At 70.8% G+C, this 13,633-nt stretch carries 17 protein-coding genes and 2 pseudogenes; 9 read left to right on the forward strand and 10 right to left on the reverse strand.

Features of this window, described 5'->3' with window-relative positions; translation table 11 throughout:
* The first annotated feature begins 359 nt into the window (after window positions 1-359).
* The 4 genes and pseudogenes from OHA72_RS27495 (at window position 360) to OHA72_RS64905 (ending at window position 1,966) form a co-directional block, all read left to right on the forward strand.
* Complete coding sequence (locus OHA72_RS27495) at window positions 360-656, forward strand: ArsR/SmtB family transcription factor (RefSeq protein ID WP_327010687.1); 297 nt, start codon at window positions 360-362, stop codon at window positions 654-656.
* The gene (locus OHA72_RS27500; protein ID WP_327010688.1) at window positions 653-1,717 is read left to right on the forward strand and encodes a permease; all 1,065 of its coding nucleotides are present in this window, start codon (window positions 653-655) and stop codon (window positions 1,715-1,717) included. Before OHA72_RS27495 ends, OHA72_RS27500 begins: the two co-directional genes overlap by 4 nt.
* A gap of 11 nt (window positions 1,718-1,728) precedes the next feature.
* Window positions 1,729-1,818, forward strand: a pseudogene (locus OHA72_RS64900) (thioredoxin family protein); the annotation flags it as partial.
* A gap of 73 nt (window positions 1,819-1,891) precedes the next feature.
* Complete coding sequence (locus OHA72_RS64905; RefSeq protein ID WP_442788746.1) at window positions 1,892-1,966, forward strand: thioredoxin domain-containing protein; 75 nt, start codon at window positions 1,892-1,894, stop codon at window positions 1,964-1,966.
* 25 nt (window positions 1,967-1,991) lie between these two features.
* Here the strand turns inward: OHA72_RS64905 and OHA72_RS27505 are convergent, their stop codons facing one another.
* Window positions 1,992-3,203: an NAD(P)/FAD-dependent oxidoreductase gene (locus OHA72_RS27505; protein WP_327010689.1), complete on the reverse strand. Its 1,212-nt coding sequence runs from the start codon at window positions 3,201-3,203 to the stop codon at window positions 1,992-1,994.
* 147 nt (window positions 3,204-3,350) lie between these two features.
* Window positions 3,351-4,736 carry an MBL fold metallo-hydrolase gene (locus tag OHA72_RS27510; protein WP_327010690.1) on the reverse strand — a complete coding sequence of 462 codons (1,386 nt, stop codon included), beginning with the start codon at window positions 4,734-4,736 and terminating at the stop codon, window positions 3,351-3,353.
* A 269-nt stretch (window positions 4,737-5,005) separates the two neighbouring features.
* Here OHA72_RS27510 and OHA72_RS27515 point away from each other — a divergent pair, with 269 nt between their 5' ends.
* Entirely contained in the window at window positions 5,006-5,731 is a 726-nt protein-coding gene (locus tag OHA72_RS27515; protein ID WP_327010691.1) for an SLAC1 anion channel family protein, read from the forward strand.
* Window positions 5,732-5,976: 245 nt separating this feature from the next.
* Here the strand turns inward: OHA72_RS27515 and OHA72_RS27520 are convergent, their stop codons facing one another.
* Window positions 5,977-6,588 (reverse strand): TetR/AcrR family transcriptional regulator, encoded by a 612-nt coding sequence (locus OHA72_RS27520; RefSeq protein ID WP_327010692.1) that lies wholly within the window; start codon window positions 6,586-6,588, stop codon window positions 5,977-5,979.
* A gap of 66 nt (window positions 6,589-6,654) precedes the next feature.
* On the opposite strand from OHA72_RS27520, the gene OHA72_RS27525 reads away from it, so the two are divergent.
* Window positions 6,655-7,074 carry a hypothetical protein gene (locus OHA72_RS27525; RefSeq protein ID WP_327010693.1) on the forward strand — a complete coding sequence of 140 codons (420 nt, stop codon included), beginning with the start codon at window positions 6,655-6,657 and terminating at the stop codon, window positions 7,072-7,074.
* Between the two features lie 104 nt (window positions 7,075-7,178).
* Here OHA72_RS27525 and OHA72_RS27530 read toward each other — a convergent pair whose 3' ends face one another.
* The 5 genes and pseudogenes from OHA72_RS27530 to OHA72_RS27550 form a co-directional block, all read right to left on the reverse strand.
* On the reverse strand, window positions 7,179-7,877 hold the full coding sequence (locus OHA72_RS27530) for a peroxiredoxin (protein ID WP_327010694.1): 699 nt from the start codon (window positions 7,875-7,877) through the stop codon (window positions 7,179-7,181).
* A 98-nt stretch (window positions 7,878-7,975) separates the two neighbouring features.
* A pseudogene (locus OHA72_RS27535) lies at window positions 7,976-8,863 on the reverse strand (sulfite exporter TauE/SafE family protein); the annotation flags it as partial.
* On the reverse strand, window positions 8,860-9,465 hold the full coding sequence (locus OHA72_RS27540; protein WP_327010695.1) for a rhodanese-like domain-containing protein: 606 nt from the start codon (window positions 9,463-9,465) through the stop codon (window positions 8,860-8,862). The gene OHA72_RS27540 and the pseudogene OHA72_RS27535, both read right to left, overlap by 4 nt.
* A gap of 89 nt (window positions 9,466-9,554) precedes the next feature.
* Window positions 9,555-10,937: a rhodanese-like domain-containing protein gene (locus OHA72_RS27545; protein ID WP_442788683.1), complete on the reverse strand. Its 1,383-nt coding sequence runs from the start codon at window positions 10,935-10,937 to the stop codon at window positions 9,555-9,557.
* Window positions 10,938-10,974: 37 nt separating this feature from the next.
* Complete coding sequence (locus OHA72_RS27550) at window positions 10,975-11,295, reverse strand: rhodanese-like domain-containing protein (RefSeq protein WP_327010696.1); 321 nt, start codon at window positions 11,293-11,295, stop codon at window positions 10,975-10,977.
* A gap of 202 nt (window positions 11,296-11,497) precedes the next feature.
* Between OHA72_RS27550 and trxA the strand changes: the two genes are divergently transcribed.
* The 3 genes from trxA to OHA72_RS27565 all read left to right on the forward strand — a co-directional run bounded on the left by trxA (window position 11,498) and on the right by OHA72_RS27565 (window position 12,807).
* On the forward strand, window positions 11,498-11,863 hold the full coding sequence (trxA, locus tag OHA72_RS27555) for a thioredoxin (RefSeq protein WP_327010697.1): 366 nt from the start codon (window positions 11,498-11,500) through the stop codon (window positions 11,861-11,863).
* Window positions 11,864-11,966: 103 nt separating this feature from the next.
* On the forward strand, window positions 11,967-12,236 hold the full coding sequence (locus tag OHA72_RS27560; protein ID WP_327010698.1) for a metal-sensitive transcriptional regulator: 270 nt from the start codon (window positions 11,967-11,969) through the stop codon (window positions 12,234-12,236).
* Window positions 12,237-12,324: 88 nt separating this feature from the next.
* Window positions 12,325-12,807: a methyltransferase family protein gene (locus OHA72_RS27565; protein ID WP_327010699.1), complete on the forward strand. Its 483-nt coding sequence runs from the start codon at window positions 12,325-12,327 to the stop codon at window positions 12,805-12,807.
* 17 nt (window positions 12,808-12,824) lie between these two features.
* On the opposite strand, the gene OHA72_RS27570 is transcribed toward OHA72_RS27565, so the two are convergent.
* Together OHA72_RS27570 and OHA72_RS27575 are read right to left on the reverse strand one after the other, a co-directional pair.
* A complete protein-coding gene (locus OHA72_RS27570) occupies window positions 12,825-13,160 on the reverse strand; it encodes a DUF202 domain-containing protein (RefSeq protein WP_327010700.1) in 336 nt (111 codons plus the stop codon).
* A gap of 1 nt (window position 13,161) precedes the next feature.
* Entirely contained in the window at window positions 13,162-13,590 is a 429-nt protein-coding gene (locus OHA72_RS27575; protein ID WP_327010701.1) for a YidH family protein, read from the reverse strand.
* Window positions 13,591-13,633: the final 43 nt, after the last annotated feature.

The following is a 13,633-nucleotide window of genomic DNA, read 5'->3' on the forward strand; positions in this document are numbered from 1 at the left end:
GCCACAGTTCACCCCTCATCGAGGTCGTCGGGCCCCACCGCCGGAACCGGTCACGGCCTTCGCCCAGGTTAGCGCGCCCGAGGTGCCCACGCACTCGCGGCGCCTGGCCGCCATGGACAGTGCACGACGTGGCGCTGTACCACCGGGAGTGTCCAGGCGGTCCTCGGTGCGAACGCAGGCTGACCCTTACGGATGACTCGCACCGGAACCCCATCCGGCGTACTGATGACGCGCCGGTCGGCGAGGTCGCTCGAGCTGATGGCGGCGACTTCCGTTACGGATGCCGCCGTGCCCGTCGTCCCTGGCTCGTGGGCCTTTCGGCCCTGAACGGAACCAGGCGGCGCGCGCACGCTCATGGTATGGACACTTCAACCGCAGTTGCTGCAGTTGGGCTTGAAGCGCCGGAGTTGCTGGCCGTGGTGGCCGATCCGGTGCGGTGGCGGCTGCTGGCGCACCTCGCCGACGGGGGCACCCGCTGCGTGTGTGACCTGCAGCCGGTGGCGGCAGTCGCCGCGAACCTGTTGTCCTACCACCTGAAGGTGCTGCGTGAGGCGGGCCTGGTGCGTGCGTCGCGGCGGGGTCGGTGGATCGACTACACGATCGCTGCCGACGCGGCCGACCGGCTGCACGCCGCGCTCCCGGCCGGTGCGTCATGACCTCGATCAACGCTGACCGGCCGACCTCCGCCGGAAGGCGCGGCCGACTGCGGCATGCCGCGCTGCTGGCCGTCGCCGGCCTCGGTTGGCTGGCGCTGTACCTGGTCAACGAACCGTTCTGGAATCTGATCGTCTACCGGCTGGCAGGCCAGGATCAGGCGTCGCGGCTGGGCAGCGGCCTGCACTTCTTCGGCTACGACACCGTGAAGATCGTCCTGCTGCTCGTGGGGATCATCTTCGTGGTCACGGTGGCCCGGTCGTTCCTCAGCCTTGAACGCGCCCGTGCGCTGCTCGGCGGCCGCCGGGAAGGGATGGCGAACGTCGCCGCCGCGGGACTGGGCGTGGCCACCCCGTTCTGCTCCTGCTCGGCGGTCCCGGCCTTCATCGGTTTCGTCGCCGCCGGGGTACCGCTCGGCGTGACGCTGTCGTTCCTCATCGCCAGCCCGCTGATCAACGAGGTCGCGGTGGTCCTGCTGTACGGCATGTTCGGCCTCAAGATCGCCGCACTGTACGTCGGGTCGGGCCTGGTCATCGCCACCGTCGCCGGGTATGTGCTCGGCCGGATCTGCCCGCAGCGGTGGGTCGAGTCGTTCGTCTTCACCAGCACCCTGCACGGCGCACCTGTCGCCGCGGGACAGCGGCTGTCGTGGGCCGACCGCACCGCGATAGGCCGCGAGGAGGTCGTCAAGATCCTTCGGAAGGTGTGGCCGTACCTGCTGGTCGGTATCGGTCTCGGCGCGTTCATCCACGGTTGGGTGCCGGCCGATTTCTTCGTCGCGGTCGCCGGCGCGGACAACCCGTTCGCCCCGCTCGTCGCCGTCGCCATCGGCGTGCCGCTGTACTCCAACGCCGCCGGGATCCTGCCGCTGGTCGAGGTGCTGCACGCCAAAGGCGTCGCGATGGGCACCGTCCTGGCCTTCATGATGAGCGTCGTCGCGCTGTCGCTGCCCGAGCTGATCCTGCTACGCCGCGTACTGCGACCACCGCTGCTGGCCACCTTCGTCGGCGTCGTCGCCACCGGCATCATCGCCACCGGCTACCTGTTCAACGCCATCCTGTGAAGGAGCACACCATGCACATCAAGATCCTCGGCCCCGGCTGCGGCAACTGCCACACCCTGGAACACTGCACCCGCGAAGCCCTCACCGAACTCGGCCTCACCGCCGAGATCACCGCCGTCACCGACTACCCCACCATCGCCGGCTACGGCGTCATGAACACCCCCCGCCCTCGTCATCGACGACCACGTCGTCCTCACCGGCCGCGTACCCACCATCGCCCGCATCCGGGAACTGCTCACATCGGGGTGACCGGGCACGACCGCATCCGTCGGGTTCAGGCCCGGCCGCGGAGCAGGCCGTGCCAGTACAGGGCGGGCAGTCCGTACCGTTTGAGCAGCCACATGTCGTAGCGCGGTTTCATGGTGTTGAGCATCGGGAAGGTGGGGCGTGGGGTGAGGGTGTAGTCGAACTCGGCGAGCAGCATGCGGTTGTGGGCGGTGACGACGGGGCAGGAGGTGTAGCCGTCGTAGCGGGCGGTCGGTGGCCGGCCCTGCTGGGCGGCGAGCACGTTGGCGGTGACGACGGGCGCCTGCTTGCGGATCGCGGCGCCGGTCTTGGAGTTGGGCAGGTTGGCGGCGTCGCCGAGGGCGAAGACGTTCGGCCAGGTCGGGTGTTGCAGGGTGTACTGGTCGACCTGGGCGTAGCCGTACGGGCTGGCGGGGTTGGCGAGCGGGCTGGTCTTGAGCCAGTCGGGGGCGCTCTGCGGTGGGGTCGCGTGCAGCATGGCGAAGTCGATCGTTTCTTTGATGCCGGAGGCGGTGTCGAGCAGGACCGCGCGGTGGGCCGGGCCGTCGACCTCGATGAGCTGGGTGTCGTGGCGGACCTCGATGTCGTATCCGGCGGCGATGCCGGTGAGGACCTTGGCCCAGTCGGGTTGGCTGAACATGGCGGCGGTCGGCAGGACGAGGATCATGCGGATCTGGTTGAGGCGGCCGTGCCGGCGCCACCAGTCGGCGGCCAGGTAGGCGATTTTCTGCGGTGCGCCGGCGCATTTGATCGGTCCGGGTGGCATGGTGAACAGGGCTGTGCCGCTGCTGGTCTGCTGGATGAACTCCCATGTGCGTGGTGCGAGGTCGGCGCGGTAGTTGCTGGACACGCCGTGCTGTCCGATCGTCTCGGCGAGGCCGGTGACGGCGTCGAAGTGCAGCTGGAGTCCGGGTGCGACCACGAGCTGGTCGTAGGTGAGGGTGCCACGATTGAGCGTCACGGTCCGCATGTCGGGGTCGATGCCGGTGGCCTGGTCGCGGATCCAGGTGACGCCCTTGGGCATGACGCGTGCTTCGGGGCGTTCGGTGCTGCGGATGTCGGCGAGTCCGGCGCCGACGAGTGTCCACAGTGGTTGGTAGTAGTGCCGGTCGGACGGTTCCACGACCGCGACGTCTGGCACGCCTGCGCGGCGCAGTCGGGCGGCCACGCTGATTCCGGCCGTTCCGCCGCCGATGACGGCGACCTGGTGGTGGGTGGGTGCCGGACGGGGCTGACTCATCGGGGTGCTCTCCTGTCGTGACGCCAACGGCTGGGTTGGCCTGATCGGCGATGGCGCTGGAATGTCTGCAGCGGCGGTGGCGGTCACCTCTGCCCGGTCCGTGTTGCCGCCCGGGTGGGCGTGGGCGGCAACACCGGTCTGCCAGGTTCAGGCGGCGATAGGAGGGTGGGAGATCCTCCATGCCTCGTAGCCGCCGATGAGGTCGGAGACGTCGGCCCAGCCGGCCCGGCGCAGCAGGCTGGCCGCCACCGACGAGCGGTACCCGCCGGCGCAGCAGACGACGAGCGGTCGGCCGGCCGGTACCTCGTCCAAGCGCTGGGGCAGCTGTGCCAGCGGGATGTGGATCGAGCCGTCGATGGCGCCGGTCTCGACCTCGCCGGGGTTGCGCACATCGAGCAGCACCGGCGCGTCCTCGCGGGCGAGCGCGGCCCGCAGGTCGGTGACGGTCAGCCGGCTGGCGCGGTCGACCTGAGTGGGCATGTCGAGGAGGGCGCCGTCAGGTTCGCGCAGGTATCCGGCCACGTGGTCCAGGCCGATGCGGGCCAGGCGGGTGACGATCTCCTCTTCTCGGTCCGGTGCCGCGATCACGAGGATCCGCTCGTCGGGTTTGACGACCATGCCTGTGGTCTCGGCGAACCGGCCGTCGGCCGGCACGTTCAGCGCACCGTGCACGTGACCGGCGGCGAAGTCCTGCGGGTCGCGGGTGTCCAGCACCACGGCCCCGGCACCGCGCTGCGCGAAGAATTCCGCGCCGGTCAGCGCGGCCGGCGTGGTGGCAGCGTCGAACAGTTCGTGCTGCCTGCGGTTGAGCACCGCGTCGTGCACGAAGTAGCCGGGTGCGGCGGGCTGCCCGGCGGTGACCAGGGCGAGGAAGTCCTCCTGCGACATGGGCGCGCAGGCGTAGTTGGTGGCGCGCTGGGCACCGATCGTGGACGCCCGCTCGGTGGACAGGTTCTTGCCACACGCCGACCCGGCGCCGTGGGCGGGGAACACCCGCACCGCGTCGGGCAGTCCCATGAGTTTGTGCTGGACGCTGTCGTACAGCATCGCGCCGAGCTGTTCGGCGGTGTGCCCGAGCGAGGCGAGCAGGTCCGGACGCCCGACGTCACCGATGAACAGCGCGTCGCCGGTGAGCACCGCGTAGGGCACGGTGTCGGCGGCGTGCTCGTACACCAGGACGCTGATGGATTCAGGGGTATGGCCCGGGGTCTCCATGATCTGCAACGTCACATCACCCAGGCGGATCCGCTCGCCGTCGGTGAGCTTGCGGATCGGATAGTCGGCGTCCGCGCGCTGCCCGTAGCCGATCCACGCCCCGGCCTGCGCGGCGAGTTCCAGGTGCCCGGCGATGAAGTCGGCGTGGAAATGCGTGTTGATGACGCCCTCGATCGTCACGCCCTGGGCCACCGCGTCGGCCAGGTACTCCGACACGTCCCGGCGCGGATCGACGACGACGGCCCGCCCGGTGTGCTCGTCGGCGATGAGGTACGACGCCTGCGACAGGCAGTCCAGGTAGTACTGGGTGAACAGCATTGTGCCTCCATGAGCGAACTTCGCGACGCCTCCAAGATACCCCCTGGGGTATCGAACGCAAGCATACCCCCGGGGGTATATTGCGAGCATGGGGCGGAAGCCCGAGCGATTGGGAATGGAGATGCGTCATGTCGAGCGTCGCGGCGACAACCAAGAGCCCGCAGGACGGCCAACCGCCGACTGGCGGATCAAGCGCGGGCCGGGCGGTACCGTTGGCGTCGGGACGGCTGCCGCAGGTGCCGGTGACGTGTTTCGCCGTCGCTATGGGCGTGGCCGGCACGGCGGTGGCGTGGCAGCGCGCGGCCGAGGTCACCGGCCGCCTCTATGTCGCCGGCACGTTCCTGAGCTGGTCCGCGGCGGTCCTCTACGGCGTGATCGGGCTGGCCTACCTGGCCAAGGCCGTCCGGCATCCGGCCGCTGCCCGCGCCGAGTGGCGAGACCCGGTAAGGGTCGCGTTCCTGCCACTGGCCTCCGTCGGCCTGATGCTGACCGCGCTCGCCGTGGTCGCCGACGCCCCACGACTGTCCGCCGTGCTGTGGTGGAGCGGCGCCGTCGCCCACCTCGGGTTGACGCTGTGGATCCTTGACACCTGGACTCGCGGCGAACGCTTCCGGCCCGCCCACGTCCACCCCGCATGGTTCATCCCGGCGGTCGGCAACCTCGTCGCGCCGCTGGCCGGGACCCACCACGCTCCGCACGACATGCTGTGGTTCCTCTTCGCCGTCGGCATCGTCTACTGGCTGGGCCTGCTGCCGATCATCCTGGGCCGGCTCCTCTTCGCTGGACCGCTGCCCGCTCCGCTGCCCGCTCCGCTGCAGCCGACGCTGGCCATCATGATCGCGCCCCCGGCGGTCGGCTACCTGTCCTACGTCGCGCTCGGCGGCGAGATCGGCGACCCGTTCGCACGGGTGTTGCTGGCAGTGGCGGTGTTCCAGACGCTGCTGCTGGCCGTGCGCGCGCCGCACCTGCGTCGGGTGCTGTTCTCCCTGTCCTAGTGGGCGACAACGTTCCCGATCGCGGCGCTGGCCGCCGCACTGCTCGTCACCGCACGGCACCACGGCGGCGAGAGCTACCAGTGGGTTGGTATCACCGCGCTGGCGTTGGTCAGTGCCCTGGTCGCCGGGCTGACAGCGCGGAGCGCGGTCGCGATGTGGCGCGGCGAAATCTGCCGATAGGACCGGGTCGGCGCATGCCGCCGGGTTCCCGCTGCCGTTCGAGAACGAGCAAGCGCGCATCGAGATCAGTCGGCCTCGGTGATCGGCCGGTTGAGGACGAGCCGCAGAACACTGTCGCGGTAGGCCGCTCCGGCCTCGTCCGGACCCATCCGGCCAGCGGTGACCTCCTGGCCGGCGGCGTGGCCGAGCGCGATGGTGACGGTGATGATCCAGCTCTCGCCGTGGCGGGCGTCGAAGACGCCGGCCTGACGACCGCGACGGACCAGTGCATCGAGTTGTGCGGTGACGGGTCGGTGCCGGTCGTGCTCGTCGGCCGGTGGTACAGCGTCGGCGATGAGCGGGCTGAGCAGGACCGGGTACCGCAGCACGACGGCCCAGCTGGCCTCCAGCCAACGGCGTAGCGCCTCGTCCGGAGGCGGCGTGGTCAGGTCGAGCGCGTCCAGCGCACGCGCGCTCTCGGCGGTGAGGTGCTCGACCACGGCACCGATCAGGGCCGTGCGGGACGGGAAGTGCGCGTAGACCGTCTGCCGGACGACCCCGGCGACCGCGGCGATGTCCTCGATACTGGCGTCAACCTGCCGACCCAGCACGGCGATCGCCGCGTCCAGCACCGCGGCGCGGCTGCGCTTCGCGTCCAGCCGCCGCTTCCGGCTTCGCTGAGCAACGGGTTCGGCCACGTTGCCAAGGTTACGGCTCCAGCTTATCTTGGACACAAGTGTCTAAGATAAGCTGGAGGAGTGCTAATGGGTCAGCCACTGTCCCGTACACCCGGCGATGATCTGATCGGATACCTGACCCGGTACCCGCATGAGCTCACGTTCGGGGACGAGGAACCCGCAGTCGTGTTCGGTCGCTATCACACCGACGACTTCGTGCTCCGCAACGACGGCATCCCCCTCGACAAGCAGCGACTCCTCGACCATGTCAAGGTCGGCCGCCGCAACGCCGCGCAGATCGACGTCGAGGTGCACGACGCGCTGATCTCCGGCGGGCAGGTCGCCGCCCGGTACACGCTGACCGCCGTGATGCGTCGCGGACAGGTGATCGCGACAGAGATCCACATGTTCGGTCAGCTCACCACGGACGGCCGTCTCCTCAGGGTGGAACAGCTCTCGCGGGACGTCTCACGGAAAGGCTCGATCGACGCCGAGCCAACGGCGTAAAAGAGGGGTTGAGGCCGTCCGGGTGGGGTCGCGTCAGACCGCCGGCGCCACCCAAGTTCACCGCAGCCACCTGCCGCCGACCGGCAGCAGCGCTGCGCGGCGGGTCAGGACCGGCCGTCGCGGGGCTGGCCGGGTTTGGTGGCCAGGTACCAGTCGGTCAGTTTGACGGTGGTGTCGGTGAGGCGGGTGTCGAGTTCGGCCTCGGTTCTGGGTGCGCCGATGACGACGTCGTCGCCGGGTCGCCAGTTGGCGGGGCAGGAGACGGTGTCGCGGTCGGAGGTCTGCAGGGCGTCGATGAGGCGGAGGAGTTCCGGGATACTCCGGCCGGCGTTCATCGGGTAGTAGAGCACGGCGCGGACGGTCTGGTCCGGGTCGATGACGAACACGGCGCGGACGGCGGCGGTGTGTGAGGTGTTCGGGTGCAGCATGCCGTAGGCGCGGGAGACCCGGGTGTCGAGGTCGGCGATGATCGGGAACGGGATGCGGATGCCGAGCTTGTCGTGGATGGCGTGGGTCCAGGCGAGGTGGCTGTAGACGGAGTCGATCGAGTTGCCCAGCAGGGCGACGTTGCGGGCGGTGAACTCGTCGGCGAGTTCCGCGAACGCGACGAACTCGGTGGTGCAGACGGGGGTGAAGTCGGCGGGGTGGCTGAAGAGGACCAGCCACCGGCCGGCGTAGTCGGTCAGGTTGATGCGGCCGTGGGTGCTGTCGGCGTCGAACGGCGGTGCCGGGTCACCGATCAGTGGCAGGTGGGCGGGCGTTGCGGGGTCGCCGGTGGGCGGTGGCGTGGTGGTGACGGTCATGGCGTTGCCTCCTGGTTGTTGATGGTGTGCCTGGTGGTGCCGTTCACGCTCGGGGCAGCGCTGCGGCGTGCGGCACCGTTCACGGGTGCGCCCGGCTGTGGCGCCGATCGGCCTCGATTCGCCGGGGGGACGGGCGCGCTGTGGTGCCGTCGACGCCGGACGACGATGGTCGCGGCCGCTGCGACGGCGACGGCCGCGGTGGCGGCCCAGAGCGCGGGGCTGGTGCGCCATTGCGTGGGGAGTTGCTGGGCGAGGACGAAGACGCCCATGACGACGACGAACCAGCCGAAGGACTTGCGCAGGATGTCGGCGGGGATGCGTCCGGCGAGTTTGGCGCCGATGAGGCTGCCGGCGACGGCGGCGAGGGTGACGGCGGTGGCGAGGCCCCAGTTGATGGTGACGGTGGAGAGATAGCCGGCGAACCCGGCGAAGGACTTCATCGCGATGACGACGAGGGACGTGCCGACCGCGACCGGCATGGGCAGGCCGCCGAGCAGGGCGAGGGCGGGCACGACGAGGAAACCGCCGCCGGCGCCGACCAGACCGGTGACCAGGCCGACCACGACGCCGTCGACAACGACGCGGAAGACCGGCAGTTCGTGCGGCACCGGCTTGTCCTCGCCGCCGCGCCGGCCGCGGATCATCGCGGCGGCGGTGGCGAGCATCATCACCGCGAACGCGGTGAGCAGGACCCCGCCAGGGATGTACGCGGCGAGACGGCCGCCGGTGTAGGCGCCGGTCATGCCGGCGAGGCCGAAGATGAGACCGGTGCGCCAGCGGACCCGCCCGGCGCGCAGGTGCGGGACAACGGCGACGGCGCTGGTGGCGCCGACGACGAGCAGCGAGGTGGCGATCGCCTCCTTGGCCGGTAGCCCGGCGACGTAGATGAGCAGCGGGACGGCGAGGATGGATCCGCCGCCGCCGAGCAGGCCGAGGCTGACGCCGATGACGGTGGCCAGGGCGACGGTCAGGACCAGGCCACTCACGGCTTGCCGCCGGTGGGTGCGGTGTCGCGGAGCTGCCCGACGATGGTGTCCAGGTCGCAGCTGGCGCCGCGGTTGTAGGGCAGTTTGGACAGCAGCATGCCCATGGCGCAGGTGTTGGTGAGCGCGGCGACGGTGAGCCCGGCGCCCATCACGGCGGCGACCCATTGCGCGCCGGGCACCGCGACGGAGGTCAGGACGGCGGCGAGGACGATGCTGCCGGCGACGAGGCGGACCTGCCGTTCGAGGTCCCAGCGGGGCTTGCCGTGGTTGATCGGTGCGTTGGCGGCCTGCCAGGCGAGGATGCCGCCATCAAGGACCTTCAGGTTGGGCAGGCCGGCCTCGGCGAGGGTGTGTTCGGCCTGGGTGGCGCGGGCGCCGGAGCGGCACACGAGCACCACGTCGTCGTCGAGGTGGGCGAGCAGTTCGGCGCGGTGTTCCCGGAGCAGGTCGAGGGGCACGTTGTAGGCGCCGGGGATGTGGCTGGTCTCGAACTCCCCGGGGGTGCGCACGTCCAGGATCCGCGGCGCGTGCCCGGCGTCGAGCAGTTGGCGCAGGGTGGCGGCGTCGAGGGTGGCGGGACCTGTGGGGTCGGTTGGGCTCATGGCTCCTCGTCGGGTGGGTCTGTTTCGGGCGTGCGGGGGCGGCCGTGCGGGGTCGGACGTCCCGGACGGCGTGGCGGCAACGCCGGGTGTCAGCGGTCGGACATGGCCGGTTCGTGCGTCGCGGCGGTGATGGGCAGTCCGGCGGCGGTGGCCTGGTCGAAGGCGTCGTCGACGGCGACGACGTGGCGGCCGGCTGCGGCGAGGATGGAAGCGGCGATCGAGGCCCGGTAGCCGGCGGCGCAGTGCACCCACACTTCACCGTCGGGGACCTCGTCGAGGCGGCCAAGGAGTTCGTGGAGCGGGATGTGCACGGCGCCGTCGATGCGGGCGGCGGCGGTTTCGGGGTTGCGGCGGGTGTCCAGGACGGTGACCGGCCGGTGGTGGCGGACCTGGGCGAGGTCGGCGAACGTGGCCCTCGGCATGGTCGCCGGCCGGCCGTTGGCCCAGTCGGCGGGCGCTCCGGTGGCGTGGGCGGCGGGCCGGTCGATGCCGATGCGGACGAGTTCGCGTTGCGCGTCGGCGATCTGTTCGGGGGTTTCGGCGAGCAGGGTGAGTGGGGTGCCCCAGGGGATGAGCCAGCCGATGTAGGTGGCGAAGCTGCCGTCGTGGCCGAAGTTGAGGGTTCCGGCGACGTGCCCGGCGGCGAACGCGACCCGGTTGCGCAGGTCGACGACCCATTCGCCGGCGGCGAGGCGGCCGCGGATCTGCTCGGCGTCGGCGCGTTCGGGTGTGCTCAGGTCCGGTGCGGCGGGTCCGGCGGTGTTGGCGGGGCCCATGTGGGCGTAGTAGGCGGGCCAGGCGTCCAGGCCGGCGAGGAGTTCCTCGACGAAGGTCTGCTCGTCGCCGGTGAGGACCGGGTTGGTGCGTTTCTCGTCGCCGATGGTGGAGGCGGTGGCGTCGCTCTGGGTGGCGGAGCAGAAGCTGCCGAAGCCGTGTGTCGGGTAGAGCGCGGCGGTGTCGGGCAGGTCGGTGGCGAGGCGGTGGGCGGAGGCGTACTGGTGATGGACCAGGTCGTGGGTGTGTGCCGGGCCGAGCAGGTCGGGCCGGCCGACGGAGCCGTACAGCAGGGCGCCGCCGGAGAAGACCGCCACCGGCTCGTCGTGCTCGCGCAGGGCGTAGGACAGGTGGGTGAACGTGTGTCCGGGGGTGGCGAGGACCTGGACGGTCATCGAATCGCCGACGGTGACGACATCGCCGTCGCGAACTGCGACGCGGTCGAAGGTGACCGGGTCGTCGGCGTTGACGTGGTAGGCGGCGCCGGTGTGTGCGGCGAGGGCCAGGCCGCCGGTGACGTAGTCGTTGTGGATGTGGGTCTCGAACACGTGGGTGATGGTCACGCCGGCGGCGGCGGCGAGGTCCAGGACGCGGTCGATGTCGCGTTGCGGGTCGACCACGAACGCGACCCGCCCGTCGTGGACGAGGTAGCTGCGGTCGCCGAGGGTCGGCGTGTCGATCGGCACGATCTGAAGCACGGGAGGGTTCCTTTCGTACAGCGGATGCTGAGAACGCTCAGGCGGTGACGCGGGTACCGCGGAGCACCGGATGACCGGCGCGGATCCAGGCGCTGGTGCCGCCCGCGACCGACCAGGCGTCGACACCGGCGCGGGCCAGGTAGTCCGCAGCGGCGAGGCTGCGGTTGCCGCTGGCGCAGATCACGTAGACCGGCGCGGTGCGGGGCAGCTCGGCCAGCCGGTCGGGCAGCTGGCCCATCGGGACCGGCCGGGCGCCGGGCACGTGCCCGGCCACGTACTCCGCCGGCTCGCGGACATCGATCACCATGGCACCGCCGCGGTGGGCTGCGGTGAAGGTGGTCATATCGACTTCACGCATATGGGAAACCTCCGGATTCGTATACCCCTGGGGGTATCTGCACTTCCACCATAGCGTGGATGCCGAGGCTGCCGTCAACGAGTTCTGGGCGCGGCACATCTCACGCGCACATCGGGGACGTATACCCCCAGGGGTATGCTAATGATGGTGGGAGAGTCCTGACGGACCGGCGCGCGCCAACCCGACAGCGAGGGAGACGGACATGGCAACCGTGGCACTGACGGCGGAGACCTTCGACCAGACCGTGATCGGGGACGGGATCGTCCTGGTGGACTTCTGGGCCGCCTGGTGCGGGCCGTGCCGGCGATTCGGGCCGGTGTTCGAGCGCGCCAGCCAGCAGCACCCGGACGTCGTGTTCGGCAAGGTCGACACCGAGGCCGAGCAGGCCATCGCCGGGGCCCTGGGGATTTCCTCGATCCCCACCCTGATGGCGTTCCGCGACGGTGTGCTGGTCTTCTCCCAGCCCGGTGCGCTGCCCCCGGCCGCGCTGGAGGAAGTGATCTCCGCGGTCCGCGGCCTCGACATGGAGGTCGTCCGGACGAAGGTCGCTGAGCGCAGCGGCACCTGAACCGTGCTGCTCGGCCCGTGGTCCGGCCGTTCGCCTGACCAGTGCCGGTGTACCCCCGGGGGTACACTGGCGGTGCAATGAACTGACACGCGAGGGGACATCCGTGGAGATCGAGAAGGACGCCGTCGGCGACGTCATCAAACGGCTGCGGCGAGCCGAAGGCCAGATCCGCGGCGTGATCGCCATGCTGGAGGACGGCCGGGACTGCGCCGACGTCGTCACCCAACTCGCCGCGGTGTCCAAAGCCCTGGACCGGGCCGGCTTCAAAATCATCGCCACCGGGCTCCGGCAATGCGTCACCGCCGAGGAACAGGGCAAGGAACCGACGCTCGACGTGGCGAAACTGGAGAAACTGTTCCTGTCCCTGGCCTGACCCGAGCCTGACCCCGGGCTTCGGCGGTACGGAGGAAGCTGTGCGTCGTGGCGCCGTGAGCCGGGCACACCCGCCAGGCAGGCATGCGTTGGCCTGGTCGCTGGTGGCCGCCCAGGGGTTCCTGCTGGCGGCGCTGGTACTGCTGCCCGGCGGCCGTGGCTGGCCGACGCCCTGGTGGCTGGTCGCCGGATCGGCGGCGATGATCATCGCGGCGGTGTTCCTGGCGCTCGCCGGGGCACTGCGGCTGGGCGCGGGCCTGACCGCATCCCCGCTGCCGTCGGATGCGGCGCGGTTGCGCACCGGCGGGGTGTACGCCTACGTGCGGCATCCGATCTACACCGCGCTGCTGCTCGGCGGCGCCGGCGTGGTCCTGCTCGCCGCCCGCCCGGCACGGATCTGGGTATGGCTGGCGCTGCTCGCCCTGCTGTGGTCCAAGACCATCCTGGAGGAGCGGGCCCTGACCGCACGGTTCCCCGACTACCCGGCATACGCCGCACGCACCCCACGACTGGTCCCCGACGTGCTGCGCCGCCGGCGGAACCGCGCCGGTCTGCGCGGGCCGCGGATCTGAACCGCTGCCAGGTCGCCTCAGTGGTGCCCGCCTGCGGGGGACAGCACGGCCAGGATCAGGGCAATGATCGCCGTGACGGTGGTCGCGACGGTGATGAGCCGCACGATGCGCCGCCGTTCGGCGCGGCGCGTGCGGTTGGCGGACAGGGCCGACAGGTGCCCCAGGAGCCACACCGTCACCCCGGCGGAGATGACCAGCGCACCCGCGATCGCGTTGGTGCGCAGCATCCCGGTGCCCAGGGCGAGGAACGAGACGGCGGTCCGCGTCCAGGCCAGATCGGTGCGTTCCCGGGCCAGTCCCGGGTCGCGGTCTTCGATGTCCTCGGCCGGTACGGCACGGCTCGGCTCGGGCACCTCAGCTCCCGGACCCGGGTGCCAGCAGCGAGAGCGTCGCCGCGGCAAGGGCCAGGACGGTGATCGTGATGGCGAGGATCTTGGGCAGCTTCGAGGTGCCCATCGGTTCGCCGCGGCGCAACGCGCGCTGATGGCGAGTCCATTCGAGGTAGCTTGCCACGGACAGCACCCCACCCAGCACGATGAGGGGCACCGCGAGCAGGTGCCGCCCGATCGGTACGCCGGGGAACGGCGGCAGGAACTGCACGATCGCCAGCCCCGCGACCACGAGCGCGAGCGCGGTACGGTGCCACGCGAGGAACGTGCGTTCGTTGGCGAACGTGAACCTGGCGTCGGGCTCCGTGTCGGTCCCGTCGGGTTCGGTGGACGGCGGTCGGCCGCCAGCGGGTTCCTGCGGATCGGCCACCGGTCCCGGGTTGTCGCTCGGCATTCGTGTCGTCCTCCTGTCGATCGTGCAGGTGGCACGTCGGCCC

This window comes from Dactylosporangium sp. NBC_01737 (assembly GCF_035963215.1).
Lineage (GTDB): Bacteria > Actinomycetota > Actinomycetes > Mycobacteriales > Micromonosporaceae > Dactylosporangium.

What these genes read in the sequence shown, in the direction of transcription:
- OHA72_RS27495 (WP_327010687.1), top strand. Translation starts at nt 360, where the DNA reads ATGGACACTTCAACCGCAGTTGCTGCAGTTGGGCTTGAAGCGCCGGAG.
- OHA72_RS27500 (WP_327010688.1), top strand. Translation starts at nt 653, where the DNA reads ATGACCTCGATCAACGCTGACCGGCCGACCTCCGCCGGAAGGCGCGGC.
- OHA72_RS27505 (WP_327010689.1), bottom strand. Translation starts at nt 3,203, where the DNA reads ATGAGTCAGCCCCGTCCGGCACCCACCCACCACCAGGTCGCCGTCATC.
- OHA72_RS27510 (WP_327010690.1), bottom strand. Translation starts at nt 4,736, where the DNA reads ATGCTGTTCACCCAGTACTACCTGGACTGCCTGTCGCAGGCGTCGTAC.
- OHA72_RS27525 (WP_327010693.1), top strand. Translation starts at nt 6,655, where the DNA reads ATGGGTCAGCCACTGTCCCGTACACCCGGCGATGATCTGATCGGATAC.
- OHA72_RS27530 (WP_327010694.1), bottom strand. Translation starts at nt 7,877, where the DNA reads ATGACCGTCACCACCACGCCACCGCCCACCGGCGACCCCGCAACGCCC.
- OHA72_RS27540 (WP_327010695.1), bottom strand. Translation starts at nt 9,465, where the DNA reads ATGAGCCCAACCGACCCCACAGGTCCCGCCACCCTCGACGCCGCCACC.
- OHA72_RS27550 (WP_327010696.1), bottom strand. Translation starts at nt 11,295, where the DNA reads ATGCGTGAAGTCGATATGACCACCTTCACCGCAGCCCACCGCGGCGGT.
- trxA (WP_327010697.1), top strand. Translation starts at nt 11,498, where the DNA reads ATGGCAACCGTGGCACTGACGGCGGAGACCTTCGACCAGACCGTGATC.
- OHA72_RS27575 (WP_327010701.1), bottom strand. Translation starts at nt 13,590, where the DNA reads ATGCCGAGCGACAACCCGGGACCGGTGGCCGATCCGCAGGAACCCGCT.